This window comes from Nonomuraea sp. NPDC049504 (assembly GCF_040676845.1).
Classification (GTDB): domain Bacteria; phylum Actinomycetota; class Actinomycetes; order Streptosporangiales; family Streptosporangiaceae; genus Nonomuraea; species Nonomuraea salmonea.
Genome location: NZ_JBFAPT010000025.1, coordinates 90,417 through 104,678, shown reverse-complemented (window position 1 = coordinate 104,678; position 14,262 = coordinate 90,417). Strand labels below are relative to the sequence as shown.

General features: G+C 73.7%; 10 protein-coding genes. 4 read left to right on the top strand and 6 right to left on the bottom strand.

Annotated elements, in window-relative coordinates:
* The gene (locus tag AB0K28_RS38225) at nucleotides 1–690 is read right to left on the bottom strand and encodes an ABC transporter permease (protein ID WP_364379777.1); all 690 of its coding nucleotides are present in this window, start codon (nucleotides 688–690) and stop codon (nucleotides 1–3) included.
* A complete protein-coding gene (locus AB0K28_RS38220) occupies nucleotides 687–1,400 on the bottom strand; it encodes an ABC transporter ATP-binding protein (protein WP_364379774.1) in 714 nt (237 codons plus the stop codon). Before AB0K28_RS38220 ends, AB0K28_RS38225 begins: the two co-directional genes overlap by 4 nt.
* A 480-nt stretch (nucleotides 1,401–1,880) precedes the next feature.
* On the opposite strand from AB0K28_RS38220, the gene AB0K28_RS38215 reads away from it, so the two are divergent.
* A complete protein-coding gene (locus AB0K28_RS38215) occupies nucleotides 1,881–4,073 on the top strand; it encodes a transglycosylase domain-containing protein (protein ID WP_364379771.1) in 2,193 nt (730 codons plus the stop codon).
* A gap of 2 nt (nucleotides 4,074–4,075) precedes the next feature.
* Here the strand turns inward: AB0K28_RS38215 and AB0K28_RS38210 are convergent, their stop codons facing one another.
* Nucleotides 4,076–4,996 (bottom strand): LysR substrate-binding domain-containing protein, encoded by a 921-nt coding sequence (locus tag AB0K28_RS38210; RefSeq protein WP_364379768.1) that lies wholly within the window; start codon nucleotides 4,994–4,996, stop codon nucleotides 4,076–4,078.
* 80 nt (nucleotides 4,997–5,076) lie between these two features.
* Here AB0K28_RS38210 and AB0K28_RS38205 point away from each other — a divergent pair, with 80 nt between their 5' ends.
* Entirely contained in the window at nucleotides 5,077–5,778 is a 702-nt protein-coding gene (locus AB0K28_RS38205; protein ID WP_345409216.1) for an aspartate/glutamate racemase family protein, read from the top strand.
* Here AB0K28_RS38205 and AB0K28_RS38200 read toward each other — a convergent pair.
* Nucleotides 5,775–8,810: a BTAD domain-containing putative transcriptional regulator gene (locus AB0K28_RS38200; RefSeq protein ID WP_364379765.1), complete on the bottom strand. Its 3,036-nt coding sequence runs from the start codon at nucleotides 8,808–8,810 to the stop codon at nucleotides 5,775–5,777. The two genes, AB0K28_RS38205 and AB0K28_RS38200, sit on opposite strands and share 4 nt — an antisense overlap.
* Before the next feature lie 309 nt (nucleotides 8,811–9,119).
* On the opposite strand from AB0K28_RS38200, the gene AB0K28_RS38195 reads away from it, so the two are divergent.
* Both AB0K28_RS38195 and AB0K28_RS38190 read left to right on the top strand, forming a co-directional pair.
* Entirely contained in the window at nucleotides 9,120–10,220 is a 1,101-nt protein-coding gene (locus AB0K28_RS38195) for a ThiF family adenylyltransferase (RefSeq protein WP_345385405.1), read from the top strand.
* Complete coding sequence (locus AB0K28_RS38190) at nucleotides 10,217–11,407, top strand: hypothetical protein (RefSeq protein WP_364379761.1); 1,191 nt, start codon at nucleotides 10,217–10,219, stop codon at nucleotides 11,405–11,407. The genes AB0K28_RS38195 and AB0K28_RS38190 overlap by 4 nt, the downstream gene beginning before the upstream one ends.
* 21 nt (nucleotides 11,408–11,428) lie before the next feature.
* On the opposite strand, the gene AB0K28_RS38185 is transcribed toward AB0K28_RS38190, so the two are convergent.
* Both AB0K28_RS38185 and AB0K28_RS38180 read right to left on the bottom strand, forming a co-directional pair.
* A complete protein-coding gene (locus AB0K28_RS38185; RefSeq protein ID WP_364379758.1) occupies nucleotides 11,429–12,847 on the bottom strand; it encodes a dihydrolipoamide acetyltransferase family protein in 1,419 nt (472 codons plus the stop codon).
* Nucleotides 12,848–13,205: 358 nt separating this feature from the next.
* Nucleotides 13,206–14,255, bottom strand: coding sequence for an alpha-ketoacid dehydrogenase subunit beta (locus tag AB0K28_RS38180; protein WP_364379947.1), 1,050 nt, complete (start codon nucleotides 14,253–14,255; stop codon nucleotides 13,206–13,208).
* Nucleotides 14,256–14,262 lie beyond the last annotated feature (7 nt).

Sequence of the window (14,262 nt, the reverse complement as noted above, 5' to 3'; positions counted from 1 at the left end):
TCACTCCCATCGGAACAGCGCCGCGGCCGCAGCCGTGCCCGCGACGATTATCCCGGCCAGGATCATCATCGGGAAGAGCGCGGCGGTGCCCGACCAGGCGCTGGTGAGCGCGTCCACGCCGGGGGTCAGCGGCAGGAAGTCGCCGATCTGCCGCAGCGAGTCCGGCAGCGCCCTGCGCGGCACCGCCGCGCCCGCCAGGAAGATCATCGGGAACATGACCAGCATGCCGACCAGGTTCGCGCCTCTGGCGTTGCCGACGACGGCGGCGATGACGAAGCCGAGCGCGCACACCGTCACCGAGCAGAGCACGAACGCCAGCGCCAGGAGCGGCACGCTGCGCGGCGCCGCGGCCCCGAACGCGGTGATCGCGGTGACGATGAGCAGCGCCGACCCGGCGAGCGCGGCCGTCACCTGGGCCACGAGCTGCGCGCCGAGCAGCAGCAGCGGCGAGACCGGCGTGGTGGCCAGCCGCTTGAGCACCTTGCGCTCCCGGTAGGAGGCCACCACCCCCGGCAGCGCCCCCATGCCGCCGATGGCCGCGATCATCGCGACGTAGCCGGGCACCGCGCCGCTGTCGCCGCGCTTGAGCACCAGCAGCATCAGCGGGAAGGCCATCATGAAGAACACCGAGGCGGGGTCGCGCAGCAGCAGCCGCAGCTCCGTCGTGACCAGTGCGGTGAAGGCTCTCATCGGTCCGCTCCTTCCAGCGCGAAGTACGCCTCTTCCAGCGACCCCGTGCCGGTGGCCGCCATGATCTCCGCAGGGGTGCCGGCCGCCTGGACGCGGCCGCGCGCGAGGATCGCGAGACGGTCGCACAACGCCTCGGTCTCGTCGAAGTAGTGGCTGACCAGCACCACCGTGGTGCCGGACGCCCGCAGGTCGTTCACCAGCCGCCAGGTCTCCCGCCTGGCCACCGGGTCGAGGCCGGTCGTCAGCTCGTCGAGCACCACCACCTCGGGGTCGCCGACCAGCGCCAGGGCCAGCATGAGCCGCTGCTTCTGGCCGCCCGACAGGTCGCCGTACGCCTGGCGCGCCAGCGGGCCCAGCCCCCAGCGCTCCATCACCTGCCGCCAGTCGGCGGGGGCGCGGTAGAAGGCGGCGTACGCCCGCAGCGCCTCGGCCACCTTCATCCGCTCCGGCAGCGCGCCCTCCTGGAGTTGCACGCCGATCCGCTGCGCCACGGCGCGGCGCCGGCGCGCCGGGTCCTCCCCCAGCACCCGCACGCTGCCCCCGTCGGGCCTCCGCAGGCCGATGAGGCATTCGACGGTGGTCGTCTTGCCCGCCCCGTTGTGGCCGGCGATCCCGAAGATCTCACCGGCGTGGACCGTGAACGTCACGCCGGCCACGGCCGGGGTGCTCCCGTACACCTTGCGCAGGTCCTTGACCTCGATGGCTTCCATGCCTCAAGGCTCCCGCCGCCCCGCTCGCGGCGGCATCGCCCGTCACGTCACCCGGCATCCTCCGTTCGGGTGAGTTGACACCTGGAGGGGTGACCGCTATTTCTTGGCTAACCGTTAGGGGGGGTAGGCAAAATGTCGCATTTCTCCTGCGGATCTTGTCGCCGGATGAGTGAATAGGGACCTGTGAGTTACGACAGCTACGAACCGGAGCCGTCCGGACGGCCGGACGACGCCCAGGAGCGGCCCCGGCCCGCGGCGCGTCAGAGCAGGCGGCGGCGCCCGTCCAGTCGCCGCCCGTCCACCCCACCTACGTCCGCCTCTCCTGCCTCCGCCCCTGGTGCGTCCCCTGGTGCGTCCCCCTCTCGCGCGTCCGCCCCGAGCCGGGCGGACGCGGCCGGCGAGGAGCCGCGGCAGGGTGACGGCGGCGGTGGCGGTGACGGTGGCGGTGGCGGGCGGCGGCGTACCGGGTGGCGGCGGTTCGTGCCCGGGTGGAAGGCCGTGGTGCTCGGCATCATGGTCCTGGTGACCGGCCTGTTCGGGATGATCATGGTGGCGTACGCGAACACGCCGCTGCCGACCGACACGCAGGAGCACGCCACCGAGCAGGGCAGCATCCTCTACTACCGGGACGGCAAGACCGAGCTGGCCAGGCTCGGCACCAAGCGCGAGATCGTCCCCATCTCGAAGATCCCCCGGCACGTCCAGGACGCCTTCATCGCCGCCGAGAACCGGTCGTTCCGCACCGACCCCGGCTTCTCGATCTCGGGCATCATGCGCGCGGCGTACAGCACGCTCACCGGCCAGCAGGTGCAGGGCGGCTCGACGATCACGCAGGAGATGGCGCGCGGCTACTACGACGGCCTCAGCCAGGAGCGGACCGTGCAGCGGAAGGTCAAGGAGATCTTCGTCTCGATCCGCGCCAACCAGGAGATGTCGAAGGACGAGATCCTCGCCAACTACCTCAACACCATCTACATCGGGCGGGGTGCGAACGGCATCCAGGCCGCCGCCCAGGCGTTCTTCGACAAGGACGTCGACGAGCTGACCCCCGCCGAGGCCGCCTACCTGGCCGGACGCACCCAGCAGCCGGACCGCTTCGACAAGGCCGAGCAGGAGAAGAACTGGGCGCTGACGCGGGAGCGGTTCGCGTACACCATCGACGGCATGGCGAAGGTCGACCCGGCGCGGTACGGCGACCTGCCGAAGACGGCGAAGTTCCCCAAGCTGGCCCGGCAGCAGAAGGTGGAGACCTTCAAGGGCATCAAGGGCTACATGGTCGACATCGTCCAGCGGGAGCTGGCCTCGCGGGGCATCGACAAGAAGGCGCTGAGCATCAGCGGCTACCGGGTGACGACCACGTTCGACAGGAAGCTCATGCTGGCCGCGAAGAAGGCGGTGGAGAGCAACCTGCGGGCGCTCGGCGACAAGCACATCCGCGCGAACATGGCCGCCGTCGATCCGCGCAACGGCCGGGTGATCGCCTTCTACAGCGGCCACGACTACCTCAAGAGCTTCACCAACAACGCCTTCGACGCCTACAAGCAGGCGGCGTCGGCGTTCAAGCCGTACGTGCTGGCCGCCTGGCTGGAGCGGGGCTACAGCCTCAAGAGCCGCGTCTCCGGCAAGGGCCCCGTCACGCTGCCCGGCACCAAGCCGATCCGCAACTCCCACGACCTCGGCGCGGCCGTGACCATCGACCAGGCCACCGCCCAGTCGGTGAACACCGCGTTCGCCACCATGGCGCAGGAGGTGGGGCTCGAACAGGTCGCGAAGATCGCCGAGGACGCCGGGATCAGCGAGAAGAACCTCGAAGAGGCGATCGAGACCCACGCGTACGGCATGTCCATCGGCGCGGGCCTGGTCACCCCCGTGCAGCAGGCGACGGGGTACGGCATCTTCGCCAACGGCGGCGTGCACCACGACGCGCACGTGGTCGTCGCGGTCAAGACGGCCGACGGGAAGACCGTGATGAAGGAGGTCGACCCGCCCAAGCCGGTCATCAGCCCGGAGAGCGCGGCCGACGCGACGTACGCGATGCAGCAGGTCGTCAGGTCGGGCACGGCCAGGGGCACCGCGCTGCCCGGCGGCCGGCCGATCGCCGGCAAGACCGGCACCAACAACGAGAACAAGGAGGCGTGGTTCGTCGGCTACACTCCGCAGCTGTCCACGGCGGTCGGGATGTACAAGGAGGTGCCGCAGACGAACCCGAAGACCGGGAAGGCCCTGCGGGATCCCAACGGGTACGTGCTGCAGCGCGAGGTCTCGCTGGGCAGCATCGAGGGGGCCGGCACGCCCACCAAGGTCTGGCGGGACTTCATGGCGGTGGCGATGGCCGGCAAGCCGGTGGAGGAGTTCCCGCCGCCGTCGTTCACCGGGCAGGAGCACGACCTGGTGACCGCGCCCGACCCCAAGCCGACCAAGGACCCGTCGGACGAGCCCACCGACGGTCCTGACGACGGCGTGGACGACGGCGTGAACGACTCCGTGGACGACGGCGTCCAGGACGACGTGGACGACGGCATCGACGACGCCCCCACCGACCCGGCCTGCGCGGACGACCCGGCCTGTTCGGGTCAGCCCGACGACACGCCGACCGACCAGGGCGACGATCCGCTGAACGACAGCGGCGATCCCGCGCTGCCCGAGGACTCGCTGGGCGAGGCCGGCGGCTGAGGTCAGGCGGTTCGCCGGCCGGCCGTGGTGTCGAGCAGGGCCCGCAGGGCGCCGGCGACCGCCGGGATCTGGCCGGCCTCCCGGTGATAGGTCAGGTGCAGGGTGCGCGAGCGGAGCTGGAGCGCCGGGCGTACGGCGACGCCGGGGTGGAGCGCGGCGTCCAGGGCGAGCTGGGGCAGCAGCCCGACGGCCAGGCCGCGGGCGATCAGCGCCTGGGCCGCCACGTAGTCGTCCGTGCCGTGCCGCACGTCCGGCGCGAACCCGGCCGCGCCGCACGCCTCGCGCAGGTTCGCGGCGCACCGCTCGCACCCGGCGATCCACTTCTCCCCCGCCAGCACTTTCAGGTCGACCGGCGCCCCGGGCGGGCCGGCATGGGGATGATCGTCAGGCAGCACGAGCCGCACGGGATCACCCCCGACCACCACCCGCACCAACCCGGGCCCCGCGCCCTGCTCCCCTGCGATCGGGTCGGCGGTGTGGGTGAAGGTGACGGCGACGTCCACCTCGCCGGCTTCCAGGAGCGCGAGGGCCTGGGGCGGCTCGGCCTCGCGCAGCCGTACGTCGATGCCGGCGTGGCGGCGGCCGAGCAGGCTGATGGCGTCGGGCACGATCGTCGCCCCCGCGGAAGGGAACACCGCCAGCCGCACCGTGCCGGCCCGCCGCTGGCCCAGCGCGTCGAGGTCCTCCTCGGCCGCCTGCAGCCGGGCGGCGATCGCGTCGGCGTGGCGCAGCAGCGCCCTGCCCGCCTCGGTGAGCTGCACCCCGCGCGGGCGGCGCAGCACGAGCGGCGCCCCCGCCTGTCGTTCGAGGTGGCGCAGGTGCTGGCTGACGGCAGGCTGCGTCCACCCGAGCGCCCTGGCGGCGCCCGCGATCGACCCGGTACGGGCGATCTCCCGGAAGATGAGCAACCGGTTCGCGTCCATGCCTTAAGTATTACTTGGGTCAGCGCCAAGAAGTTCAAGCCTTCCTAAGAGCAGGAGCACGCGGCAAGGTGGGACGCGTGATGCGAACCATCGGCCTGATCGGCGGCATGAGCTGGGAGTCCTCCGCCGAGTACTACAAGATCCTGAACGAGGAGACCCGCCGCCGCCTCGGCGGTCACCACTGCGCGAGGAGCGTGATGCTGACCGTCGACTTCGCCGAGATCGAGGCGATGCAGCGCGAGGGCGCGTGGGACCGCGCCGGCGAGCTGCTGGCGGGGGCGGCCAAGAGCCTGGAGTCGGCGGGCGCCGACCTCGTGCTGCTATGCACGAACACCATGCACCAGGTGGCGGACGCCGTCGAAGGCGCCGTCGGCGTGCCGTTCCTGCACCTCGTGGACGCCACCGCGCGTCGCGTCGCAGCGGCAGGTCTCACCAGGGTCGGCCTGCTCGGCACCCGCTTCACCATGGAGATGGACTTCTACCGGGCGCGGATGCGCGATCACGGCATCGACATCCTGGTGCCGGACGAGCCGGCCCGCACCCTCGTCCACGACGTCATCTACCAGGAGCTGACCCTGGGCCGGGTGGAGCCCGCCTCGCGGGCGGCGTACCGGGAGATCATCGCGGAGCTGGCCGGGCGCGGCGCGCAGGGCGTCATCCTCGGCTGCACCGAGATCACCCTGCTGGTGGGCCAGGACGACAGCCCCGTCCCGGTGTTCGACTCCACCCGGATCCACGTGGAGACCGCCCTCGACCTGGCCCTGAGCGAGCCGCCCGGCTAACCGAGCGCGGCGCGCGAGCGGGCCGCCTGGTCGCGGGCGCGGGCCGTCCAGACCGGCTCGTTGAGCGGGTCGAGCCGGTCGAGGCAGGCAGTGAAGTGCGCCAGCGCGGCCCGCTCGTCGCCGCGACGGCGGCTGATCTCGCCCAGCGCGTACGCCACCATCGCCTGCCCCTGCGCGTCCCCGGCGTCCTCGAACATCTCGGCGCACCTGGCCAGCCGGGCGACGGCGGTGTCGTAGTGGCCGAGCGCGGCCTCGGCCTGGGCCAGCCGGCGCAGCGTCACCCGTTCGCCGTAGCTCCAGCGCAGCTCCCTGCTGAGGTCGATGGCGGCCCGGTAGTGGCCGATCGCCTCGTCGGCGCGGCCCGTCTCGTAGCAGGCGATGCCGAGCGAGCGCAGGAACCGGGCCCGATGGACGGCGCTGTGGACGGCGCTCTTGACGGCGCTCTTGATGGCGCTCTTGACGGCGCTGTGGCCCTCGGCCCTGGCCAGGGCCCGCCGCAGGGTCGCCGCCGCCGCGTCGTAGCGGGACAGGTAGAACTGGATCCCGGCGATCTCGGTCCAGGCGGCCAGCAGGCCGTGCTCGTCGCCGAGCGCCTCGAACCGCTCGGCGGCCATCGTGGCGGCGGCCAGCGCGGAGCCCAGGTCGGACTCCAGCGTGGCGGCGACCCCGAGCAGCGCGTACGCGGCGGCGTGCCGGTCGCCCGTCTCCGAGCCGCGCGCGAGGAGCATCCTGAACTCCTCCGCGACCGCGCCCGCTCGCCTGCGGTCCACCTCGGCGTCGCCGCGGATCAGGCGCATCCTGATCTCGGCGGCGGTGTCGCCGGCCTCGGCGGCGGCCTCCGCGACCGTGCCGAGCAGGCGTACGGCGTCGTCGTGGAAGCCGCGCACGATGAGGAACGGCGCCAGCGCCTGGGCGAGCAGGGCCGCCTCCCGGACGAGGCCGGTCCGGGCCGCGGCCACGGCCAGCGCGACGAGCACGGCACGTTCCGCGGCGAGCCAGGCGCCGCCCTCGGGGCAGGGCGGGGTCCTCGCGGGCAGCCCGGGCGGCGGCGGGGCGAAGGCCGGCGGCAGCTCGCGGGCCGCCTCCGTGGTGCGCGCGCACGCCTCGGCGGTGGCGCGGCGCAGCGCCGCCGTCCTGCTCCGCGCGCTCTCCTCGGTCGCGAACAGCTCGCCGGCGAAGCCGCGCAGCAGGTCGTGCATGCGGTAGCGGGGGGCGGCCGCGGCGTCGCCGTCACCGGCGGTGATCAGGCCGGCGGCGGCCAGCTCCTCCAGGGACGCGTCCACGTCGTGCGCGGAGACGCCGGCCAGCGCGGCCACCGTCCAGGCCGCCACCCCGTCCGCCGGCACCGCACCCAGCAGGCGGAACGCTCTGCGCGCGGGCTCGGACAGCGCGGCGTAGCTCGCCTCGAACGTGGCGCGCACGTCCAGGGGGCCGGAGCGCAGCTCGTTGAGCGGTGAGGCGGTGCGGAGCCGGCGCGCCAGCTCGGCCGGCGGCCAGGCGGGGCGGGTGGCCAGGCGGGCGCCGGCGATGCGCAGCGCCAGCGGCAGCCGCCCGCAGGAGCGCACGATCGCCTCGGCCGCCTCGGGGTCGCCGGCCATGCGCTGCGCCCCCGCCACGCCGGCCAGCAGGTCGCGCGCGTCGGCGAGCGGGGGCACGTCCAGCGCGTACGACGTCGCGCCGGGCAGTGCGGGCAGCGGGCCTCTGGAGGTGACGAGCACGGCGGACCTGGGTGTCCCGGGGATCAGCGGCTGCACCTGGTCCTCGGCGGCCGCGTCGTCGAGCAGCACGAGCACCGCGCGGTCGGCGAGCCTGGCCCGGTAGAGCGCCGCCCGCTCCTCGACGCCGGTGGGCAGGGCGGCGAAGTCGGCGCCGAGCACCCGCAGCAGCTCGGCCAGCAGGTCGGACGCGTCGCGCGGAGCCGCCGACGCCCCCGCCAGCCGCACGAACAACTGCCCGTCGGGATACCGCTCGCGCAGCCGATGCGCGACGTGCACCGCCAGCGTGCTCTTGCCCACGCCCGGCTGCCCCGAGACGGTGACGATCGGCGGCGCACCCCCACCACCCTTGAGCGCCGCGACCAGCTCAGCGCTCTCCCGCTCACGCCCGACGAAGTCAGCGATGTCCGCAGGAAGCGAGCAGGCCCCCGCCCAGGAGGGCTCCCGGCTCAAGGAAACGCCTGCGTCGCGGGAACGGACGACACCACCATCCTCGCCAAGGGCGCGGCCGGCACCGCAGGAAGCGCCCGCACGGTGGCCGGCGGCGCCCCCAGGCTCACCGGCCTCGCCAACGGCGCGGACGGTGCTTGGAGGCATGGGGTCGGTGTCGTTGAGGAGGGCGGTGTGGAGGGTGCGTAAGTCGTGGCCCGGCTCGATGCCCAGTTCGTTCACGAGGGTCGAGCGGGCGCGGCGGTACGCCTCCAGTGCCTCGGCGCGGCGGCCGGCGCGGTGCAGCGCGAGCATCAGGCGGTGCCACAGGCGTTCGTTGAGCGGGGCGCTGTCCACCAGCGGGGCCAGCTCGCCCACGAGCTCGTCGTGCAGCCCGAGCCGCAGGCGGACGTCGATCCAGGCGAGCCTGGCGTTCTCGCGGCGTTCCTCCAGCTCGGCGATGCGGGCCTGGACGGTCGCCGCCAGCGGCACGTCCTCGGCGGGCCGGCCGCGCCACAGCGCCAGCGCCCGGCCGAACAGGCGGTGCGCGGCCGCCAGGTCGCCGCGGGCCGCCTCCAGCCGCGCCCGGTGCGCGGCCTCGTCGAAGGTGAGCAGGTCGAGCCGGTCGGGGTCGAGCCGCAGCAGGTAGCCGTACGGCGCCGACTCGACGCCGATCCCGGCGCGGCGCAGCGCGGTCACGTACTGCTGCAGGTTCGGCACGGCGGAGCGGGGCGGGTCGTCCCACACCGAGGCGATCAGCCGGTCCCTGGACAGGACGGTGCCCGGGTGGAGCAGGAAGACGCCGAGCACGGCGCGCGCCCTGGCGGCCAGCCGGATCGGCCGTCCCTCGTCGAGGACCCTGACCGGTCCGAGGATCGTGAAGTCCACCGTCCTCCCTGCCACGATCAGCCGTTTCGTCCTTCTCTATGGCGACTTTATGGGCTTTCTGTCGGCGAGAGGAGGAAGTTGATCGACGACATCCCGCCGGGGAGCCAGGAAGGAGGTGCCGTAGATGAAGATCGAGGTTCGCAAGGTCGAGGCCGTGAAGGCGACGCAGTTCGTGACCTGAGGCATCGCCTCTCAGCCGGCCGGGAGGCGGTCCGCCGCCTCCCGGCGGCTCCATCCCGACGACCGATGACGGCCGGCCGAGCTGCCGCCGGCCGATGACGAACGATCCGGTGGGAAACGATGCGGGTGATGGTGAAGGAATGCGCCTGGGAGTCCCTGGGCGACGAGCTCGTGGTCGTGCACGACCCGCGCGAGGCGTACACGCTGGCCGACCCGGGCGGGCGGGTCGCGGCGCTGCTCGATGAGCTGGCCAGGGGGCCGGCCACGGCGGACGAGCTGAGCGCGGCGCTGACCGCGCGCGGCGTCCCCGTCACGGCGGACGACGTGCGCGACGGGCTGGCCGGGCTCGACTCCCTGGGGCTGGTCGAGGACGCCGACGAGCGGCTGCTGGGCGATCCCGAGGCCGACGAGCGGCATTTCTCCAATCTGACGTTCTTCGGGGCGTTCGCCCGGCTGGGGACGTCGCGGGCGGAGTTCGTCCGGCGGCTGCGCGCGTCCCACGTGCTCGTGCTCGGCGCGGGCGGCGGCGGCTCGGCCCTCGTGCAGTGCCTGGCCGGGCTCGGCGTCGGCGCGCTGACGCTGGTGGACCGCGACGACATCGAGCCGCGCAACTTCGCCCGCCAGTTCCTCTACCGGCGCGCCGACGTCGGCCGGTCGAAGGTGGAGCGGGCGGCGGAGTGGGTCCGCGAGTACGACCCGGACATCGAGGTCCGCGCCGTGGACCGGTGGATCTCCGGCCCAGACGACCTCAAGGACCTGACCGGCGACGCCGACGTGATCGCCGGCGGCCTGGACGGCGCCCCCGACGCGAACCTCTGGGTCAACGAGGCCGCGTTGCGCGCGGGCGTCCCGCTGGTGGCCGGTGGCATGACGCGGACCCAGCTCATCTACTTCTCGGTCGATCCCGGCAGGAGCGCCTGCCTGCGCTGCGACGAGTCCGACCTGCCTAACCCCGGCGAGCGGACGACCGCGGCGGTGGCCCAGCGGCTCACCCGCGGGCTGCGGCTGGCGAACGGGCTCACCGGCCCGATGGCGATGCAGGTCGGGTCGCTGGTCGCGTACGAGGTCATGCGGTATCTGACGAAGGTCGAGCCGCCGCGGGCGGCGGGGGCGCGCGTGGTGCTCGACCTGCTGGACGGGCTGGTCCCGGTGCGGCAGCCGTTCCCCCGCGACCCCGCCTGCCCGGCGTGCGCGGCGGCCCCGCAGAACGACGCCGGGCGCGTCCCGTGACCACCGTACGGCTGCGCCCGCTCACGGTGGTCGGGGAGGGCGAGGAGGTGCTGGTCGGCGACCCGGCCACCGGCATGTTCGTGGCGATGCCCGCCGTGGGCGGCGTGGTGGTCGCGGCGCTGCTGCGCGGCGCGACCGAGGAGGAGGCCGCCGCCGAGGCCGCCGCGTTCGCCGGCGAGCCCGTCGATCTGCCCGCGTTCATGGCGACCCTGGCCGAGCTGGGGTTCCTGGACGACCGGCCGGACGACGAGCGCCGAGCCGTCAGGACCGCGCCGATCCAGATGCGGCGCTGGCTGGCGGGGGTGAGCACGCGCGTGGCCCGTCCCTTCTTCGGGGAGGTCGCGTGGGCTTGTTACGTCGTGCTCGCGCTGTTCTGCCTGGCGGTCTTCATCACCTCGCCGTCGCTGCTGCCGGACCCGGCCGAGGACGCGTTCGTGCTGGACGACGTCGGGTTGAGCGCGCTGCTGCTGATGCCGTTCGTGCTGGTCTCGACGGCGCTGCACGAAGGCGGGCACTGGCTGGCCGCCCGTGCGGCGGGGCTCACGGCCAGGTTCGGGGTGGACCGGCGGATGATGCTGCTCGTCCTGGAGACCGACCTGTCGCAGTTGTGGTCGGTGCCGCGCCGCCGCCGCTTCGGGCCGCTGCTCGGCGGGATGGCGGTGGACGTGGTGGTGCTCGCCGCGCTGCTGACCGCCCGCCTGCTGATCCAGAAAGGGGTGTGGTCGCCGGAGCCGGTGGTGGACGCCACGCTCGCCGCCTGGGTGTTCGTGAAGCTGGCGGGCCTGCTGTGGCAGTGCATGATCTTCCTGCGCACCGACCTGTACGGGGTGCTCGTCCACGCCCTCGGCTGCCGCGACCTGTGGCGGGTCAAGACGTTGCTGCTGCGGCACGCGTTCGGCCGGCTCACCCGGGCGCAGGCGGCCGAGGTGGTCCGGGCCTCGCCCGCCGACCTCAGGGCGGGGCGGTGGTTCCGGTGGGTGTGGCTGGCGGGGTTCGCCGTGGTGCTGGCCTGGTTCGTGGTCTTCGTCCTGCCGGTGGTGGTGAGCGTGCTGGGGTGGGCGGCCGGCCGGTTCGTGCTCGGGCCGCTCAACCCCGCCTTCTGGTACGCGCTGCTCTGCGTCGCGCTGCTGCTCGGCCCGTACGTGATGGCGGCCGGCCTGGCGGTCCGCGAGCACGTACGGCGCTGACCCCCCGGGGGTCGGCGGGGGTCAGGTGTCGGCGAGCAGGATGGCCGGGTTCTCCACGCAGTCGGCGACGTGGCGCAGGAAGCCGCCCGCCGCTCCCCCGTCGCAGACCCGGTGGTCGAACGTCAGGGAGAGCTGGGCGATCTTGCGGGCGGTGACGACGCCGCCGTGCACCCACGGGCGGTCGATCACCCGGCCGACGCCCAGCAGCGCCGCCTCCGGGTGGTTGATGATCGGGGTGGAGCCGTCCACGCCGAAGACGCCGTAGTTGTTGAGCGTGAACGTGCCGCCCGTCAGCGACTCGGGGGGCAGCTTGCCCTCCCTGGCCAGGCCGGTGAGCCGGGTCAGCTCGGCGGCGAGCTGGGCGGTGGTCATCAGGTGGGCGTCGCGGACCACCGGGACGACGAGGCCGCGGTCGGTCTGGGCGGCGAAGCCGAGGTTGACGTGGCCGTACCTGACGATCTCCGAGCGGTCGGTGTCCACCGTCGAGTTCAGCTCGGGGAAGCGGCGCAGGCCGTCCACGCAGATGCGGGCGAGCAGGGCCAGCAGGCCGATGCCGAGCTGGGGGCGGGTGCGGCGGAGCGCGTCCCTGGCCGCGACCAGGTCGGTGGCGTCCACGTCCACCCAGGTCGTGGCGTCGGGGATCTCGGTGCGGCTGCGGCTCATCTTCTCCGCCACGGCCCGCCGGACGCCGCGCAGCGGGATGCGCTCCAGCGGTCGCGGGGTGGCGGGGCTCGCCGCGCCCGCTCGCTCGATGGCCTGCTCGACGTCGCGGCGCAGGATCACCTCGCGGGGGCCGGTGGGGGTGACCTGGGCGAGGTCGATGCCGTGCTCGCGGGCGATCCTGCGCACCAGCGGCGAGATGACCCGCGGCGCCTGCCCCGGCGTCCGGGAGCTCGCCGCCTCCTGCCTCAGCGGACGCGGGCCCGCCGAGGACGTCTTGAGCGGGCGCGCGTCCGCAGCCGAGGGCTGAAGCGGGCGCGCCTCTCCTGCGGCACTCCTGAGCGGCCGCGCGTCCTCGGCCGGCGCCTTGAGCGGGCGGGCGTCGGGGGCCGGCGCCTTGAGCTGGGCGGGGCGGCGACGGCGGCGGGAGGTCCCGTGGTGGCCGGTGCCGTAGCCGATGAGGACGTTGCCGCTGCCGGCCCGCTCCTCCTCGCGGTACCGGGACGCCGCCGGGTCCTCGGCCGGTGCTGCGCCGCCGATCTCGATGAGCGGCTCGCCCACCGACAGGACGGCGCCGGGGGCGGCGTGCAGGGCGAGGACGGTCCCCGCGTACGGCACCGGCACCTCCACGGCCGCCTTGGCCGTCTCGACCTCGACCACGATCTGGTCCACCTCGACGGTGTCGCCGACGGCGACCTTCCAGTCGAGCACCTCGGCCTCGGTCAGCCCTTCGCCGAGGTCGGGCAGGCGGAACACCTGCCGCGTACCGGTGGCCGTCATCAGAAACCTCCGGGGAAGCCCCCGCCCGCAGGCGAGGAGGGAATTGGATGCTTGCGGAACAGGACGGGGAGAGGCGATCGGCTGCCGGACAGACCGGAATCATCGAACACGTGCGCGATCGGTGGCTGAAGATGGACGCCCCGTCGGACATCGTGTGGTCGCGCCCGCTGCCGCAGGGCGGCGAGCCGTCCACGGTGACCGTGTCGAACGTGCTCGCCGCCGGGCTGGCGGAGAGCTGGAACGCCTGTGGAGCTGGTGTAAGACCTCGACGAGAGTCCTCTCGCGGGCGACCGGCTGTGAAGCGGGGAAGACCCGTGGGCGACCGTGGGACTCCCCCTCCTTCGAGAGCGGGAGGATGTCAAGACGCCTCCCTGCTGAGGTGCAGCAGGTCGGGCCGGTCGTCGAACTGGAGCCGGTCCACCGCGTCGAGCACCCGGTCCACGTCGGGCAGGTGAGTGTGCTCCAGTTTGGGCGGCGGGTACGGGATGTCGAAGCCGGTGACCCGCAGCACGGGCGCGGCCAGGGAGTGGAAGCACCGCTCCTGTACGCGGGCCGCGATCTCGGCCCCCACCCCGGCGAACCCCTGCGCCTCCTGGATCACCACGCACCGCCCCGTCCTGCGTACGGACGACACCACGGTCTCGTCGTCGAACGGGACGATGCTCCGCAGGTCCACCACCTCCAGCGAGCGGCCCTCCGCGGCGGCCGTCTCGGCGGCCTGGAGCGCGACGGGCACGCCGGGCCCGTACGCGACGAGCGTGGCGTCACTCCCCTCGCGCCGCACCACGGCCCGCCCGAAGCCGGGGGCGCGCCGCTCGGCGGGCGAGAAGTCGTCCTTGGCCCAGTACAGCTTCTTGGGCTCCATGAAGATCACCGGGTCGGGGTCGTCGATGGCGTCGCGGAGCAGCCAGTACGCGTCCTCGACGGTGGCGGGCGTGACGACCTTGAGCCCTGGGGTGTGGGCGTAGTACGCCTCGCTGGAGTCGCAGTGGTGCTCGACCCCGCCGATGCCGCCGGCGAACGGGATGCGGATCACCATCGGCAGCGACACCCGGCCGCGGGTGCGGTTGCGGGTCTTGGCGACGTGGGAGGCGATCTGCTCGAAGGCCGGGTAGGCGAACGCGTCGAACTGCATCTCGACGACGGGACGGAAGCCGCCCATCGCCATCCCGACCGCGAGACCGACGATGCCGGACTCGGCGAGCGGGGTGTCGAAGCAGCGTTCCTCGCCGAACTCCCCGGTCAGCCCGTCGGTGATGCGGAACACCCCGCCGAGCGGCCCGACGTCCTCGCCGAAGACGAGCACCCGCTCGTCCTCGCGCAGCGCGTCGCGCAGGGCGGCGTTGAGTGCCTGGGCCACAGAGGTCGGCTTGGACGCGGCGACGGGTCCTGGTGCGGACACGGGCATGGCGGTC

Bases quoted from the DNA above. Each gene is read 5' to 3' on its own strand.
- AB0K28_RS38180 (WP_364379947.1), bottom strand. From the start codon at position 14,255: ATGCCCGTGTCCGCACCAGGACCCGTCGCCGCGTCCAAGCCGACCTCT.
- AB0K28_RS38210 (WP_364379768.1), bottom strand. From the start codon at position 4,996: ATGGACGCGAACCGGTTGCTCATCTTCCGGGAGATCGCCCGTACCGGG.
- AB0K28_RS38205 (WP_345409216.1), top strand. From the start codon at position 5,077: ATGCGAACCATCGGCCTGATCGGCGGCATGAGCTGGGAGTCCTCCGCC.
- AB0K28_RS38220 (WP_364379774.1), bottom strand. From the start codon at position 1,400: ATGGAAGCCATCGAGGTCAAGGACCTGCGCAAGGTGTACGGGAGCACC.
- AB0K28_RS38185 (WP_364379758.1), bottom strand. From the start codon at position 12,847: ATGACGGCCACCGGTACGCGGCAGGTGTTCCGCCTGCCCGACCTCGGC.
- AB0K28_RS38195 (WP_345385405.1), top strand. From the start codon at position 9,120: ATGGTGAAGGAATGCGCCTGGGAGTCCCTGGGCGACGAGCTCGTGGTC.
- AB0K28_RS38225 (WP_364379777.1), bottom strand. From the start codon at position 690: ATGAGAGCCTTCACCGCACTGGTCACGACGGAGCTGCGGCTGCTGCTG.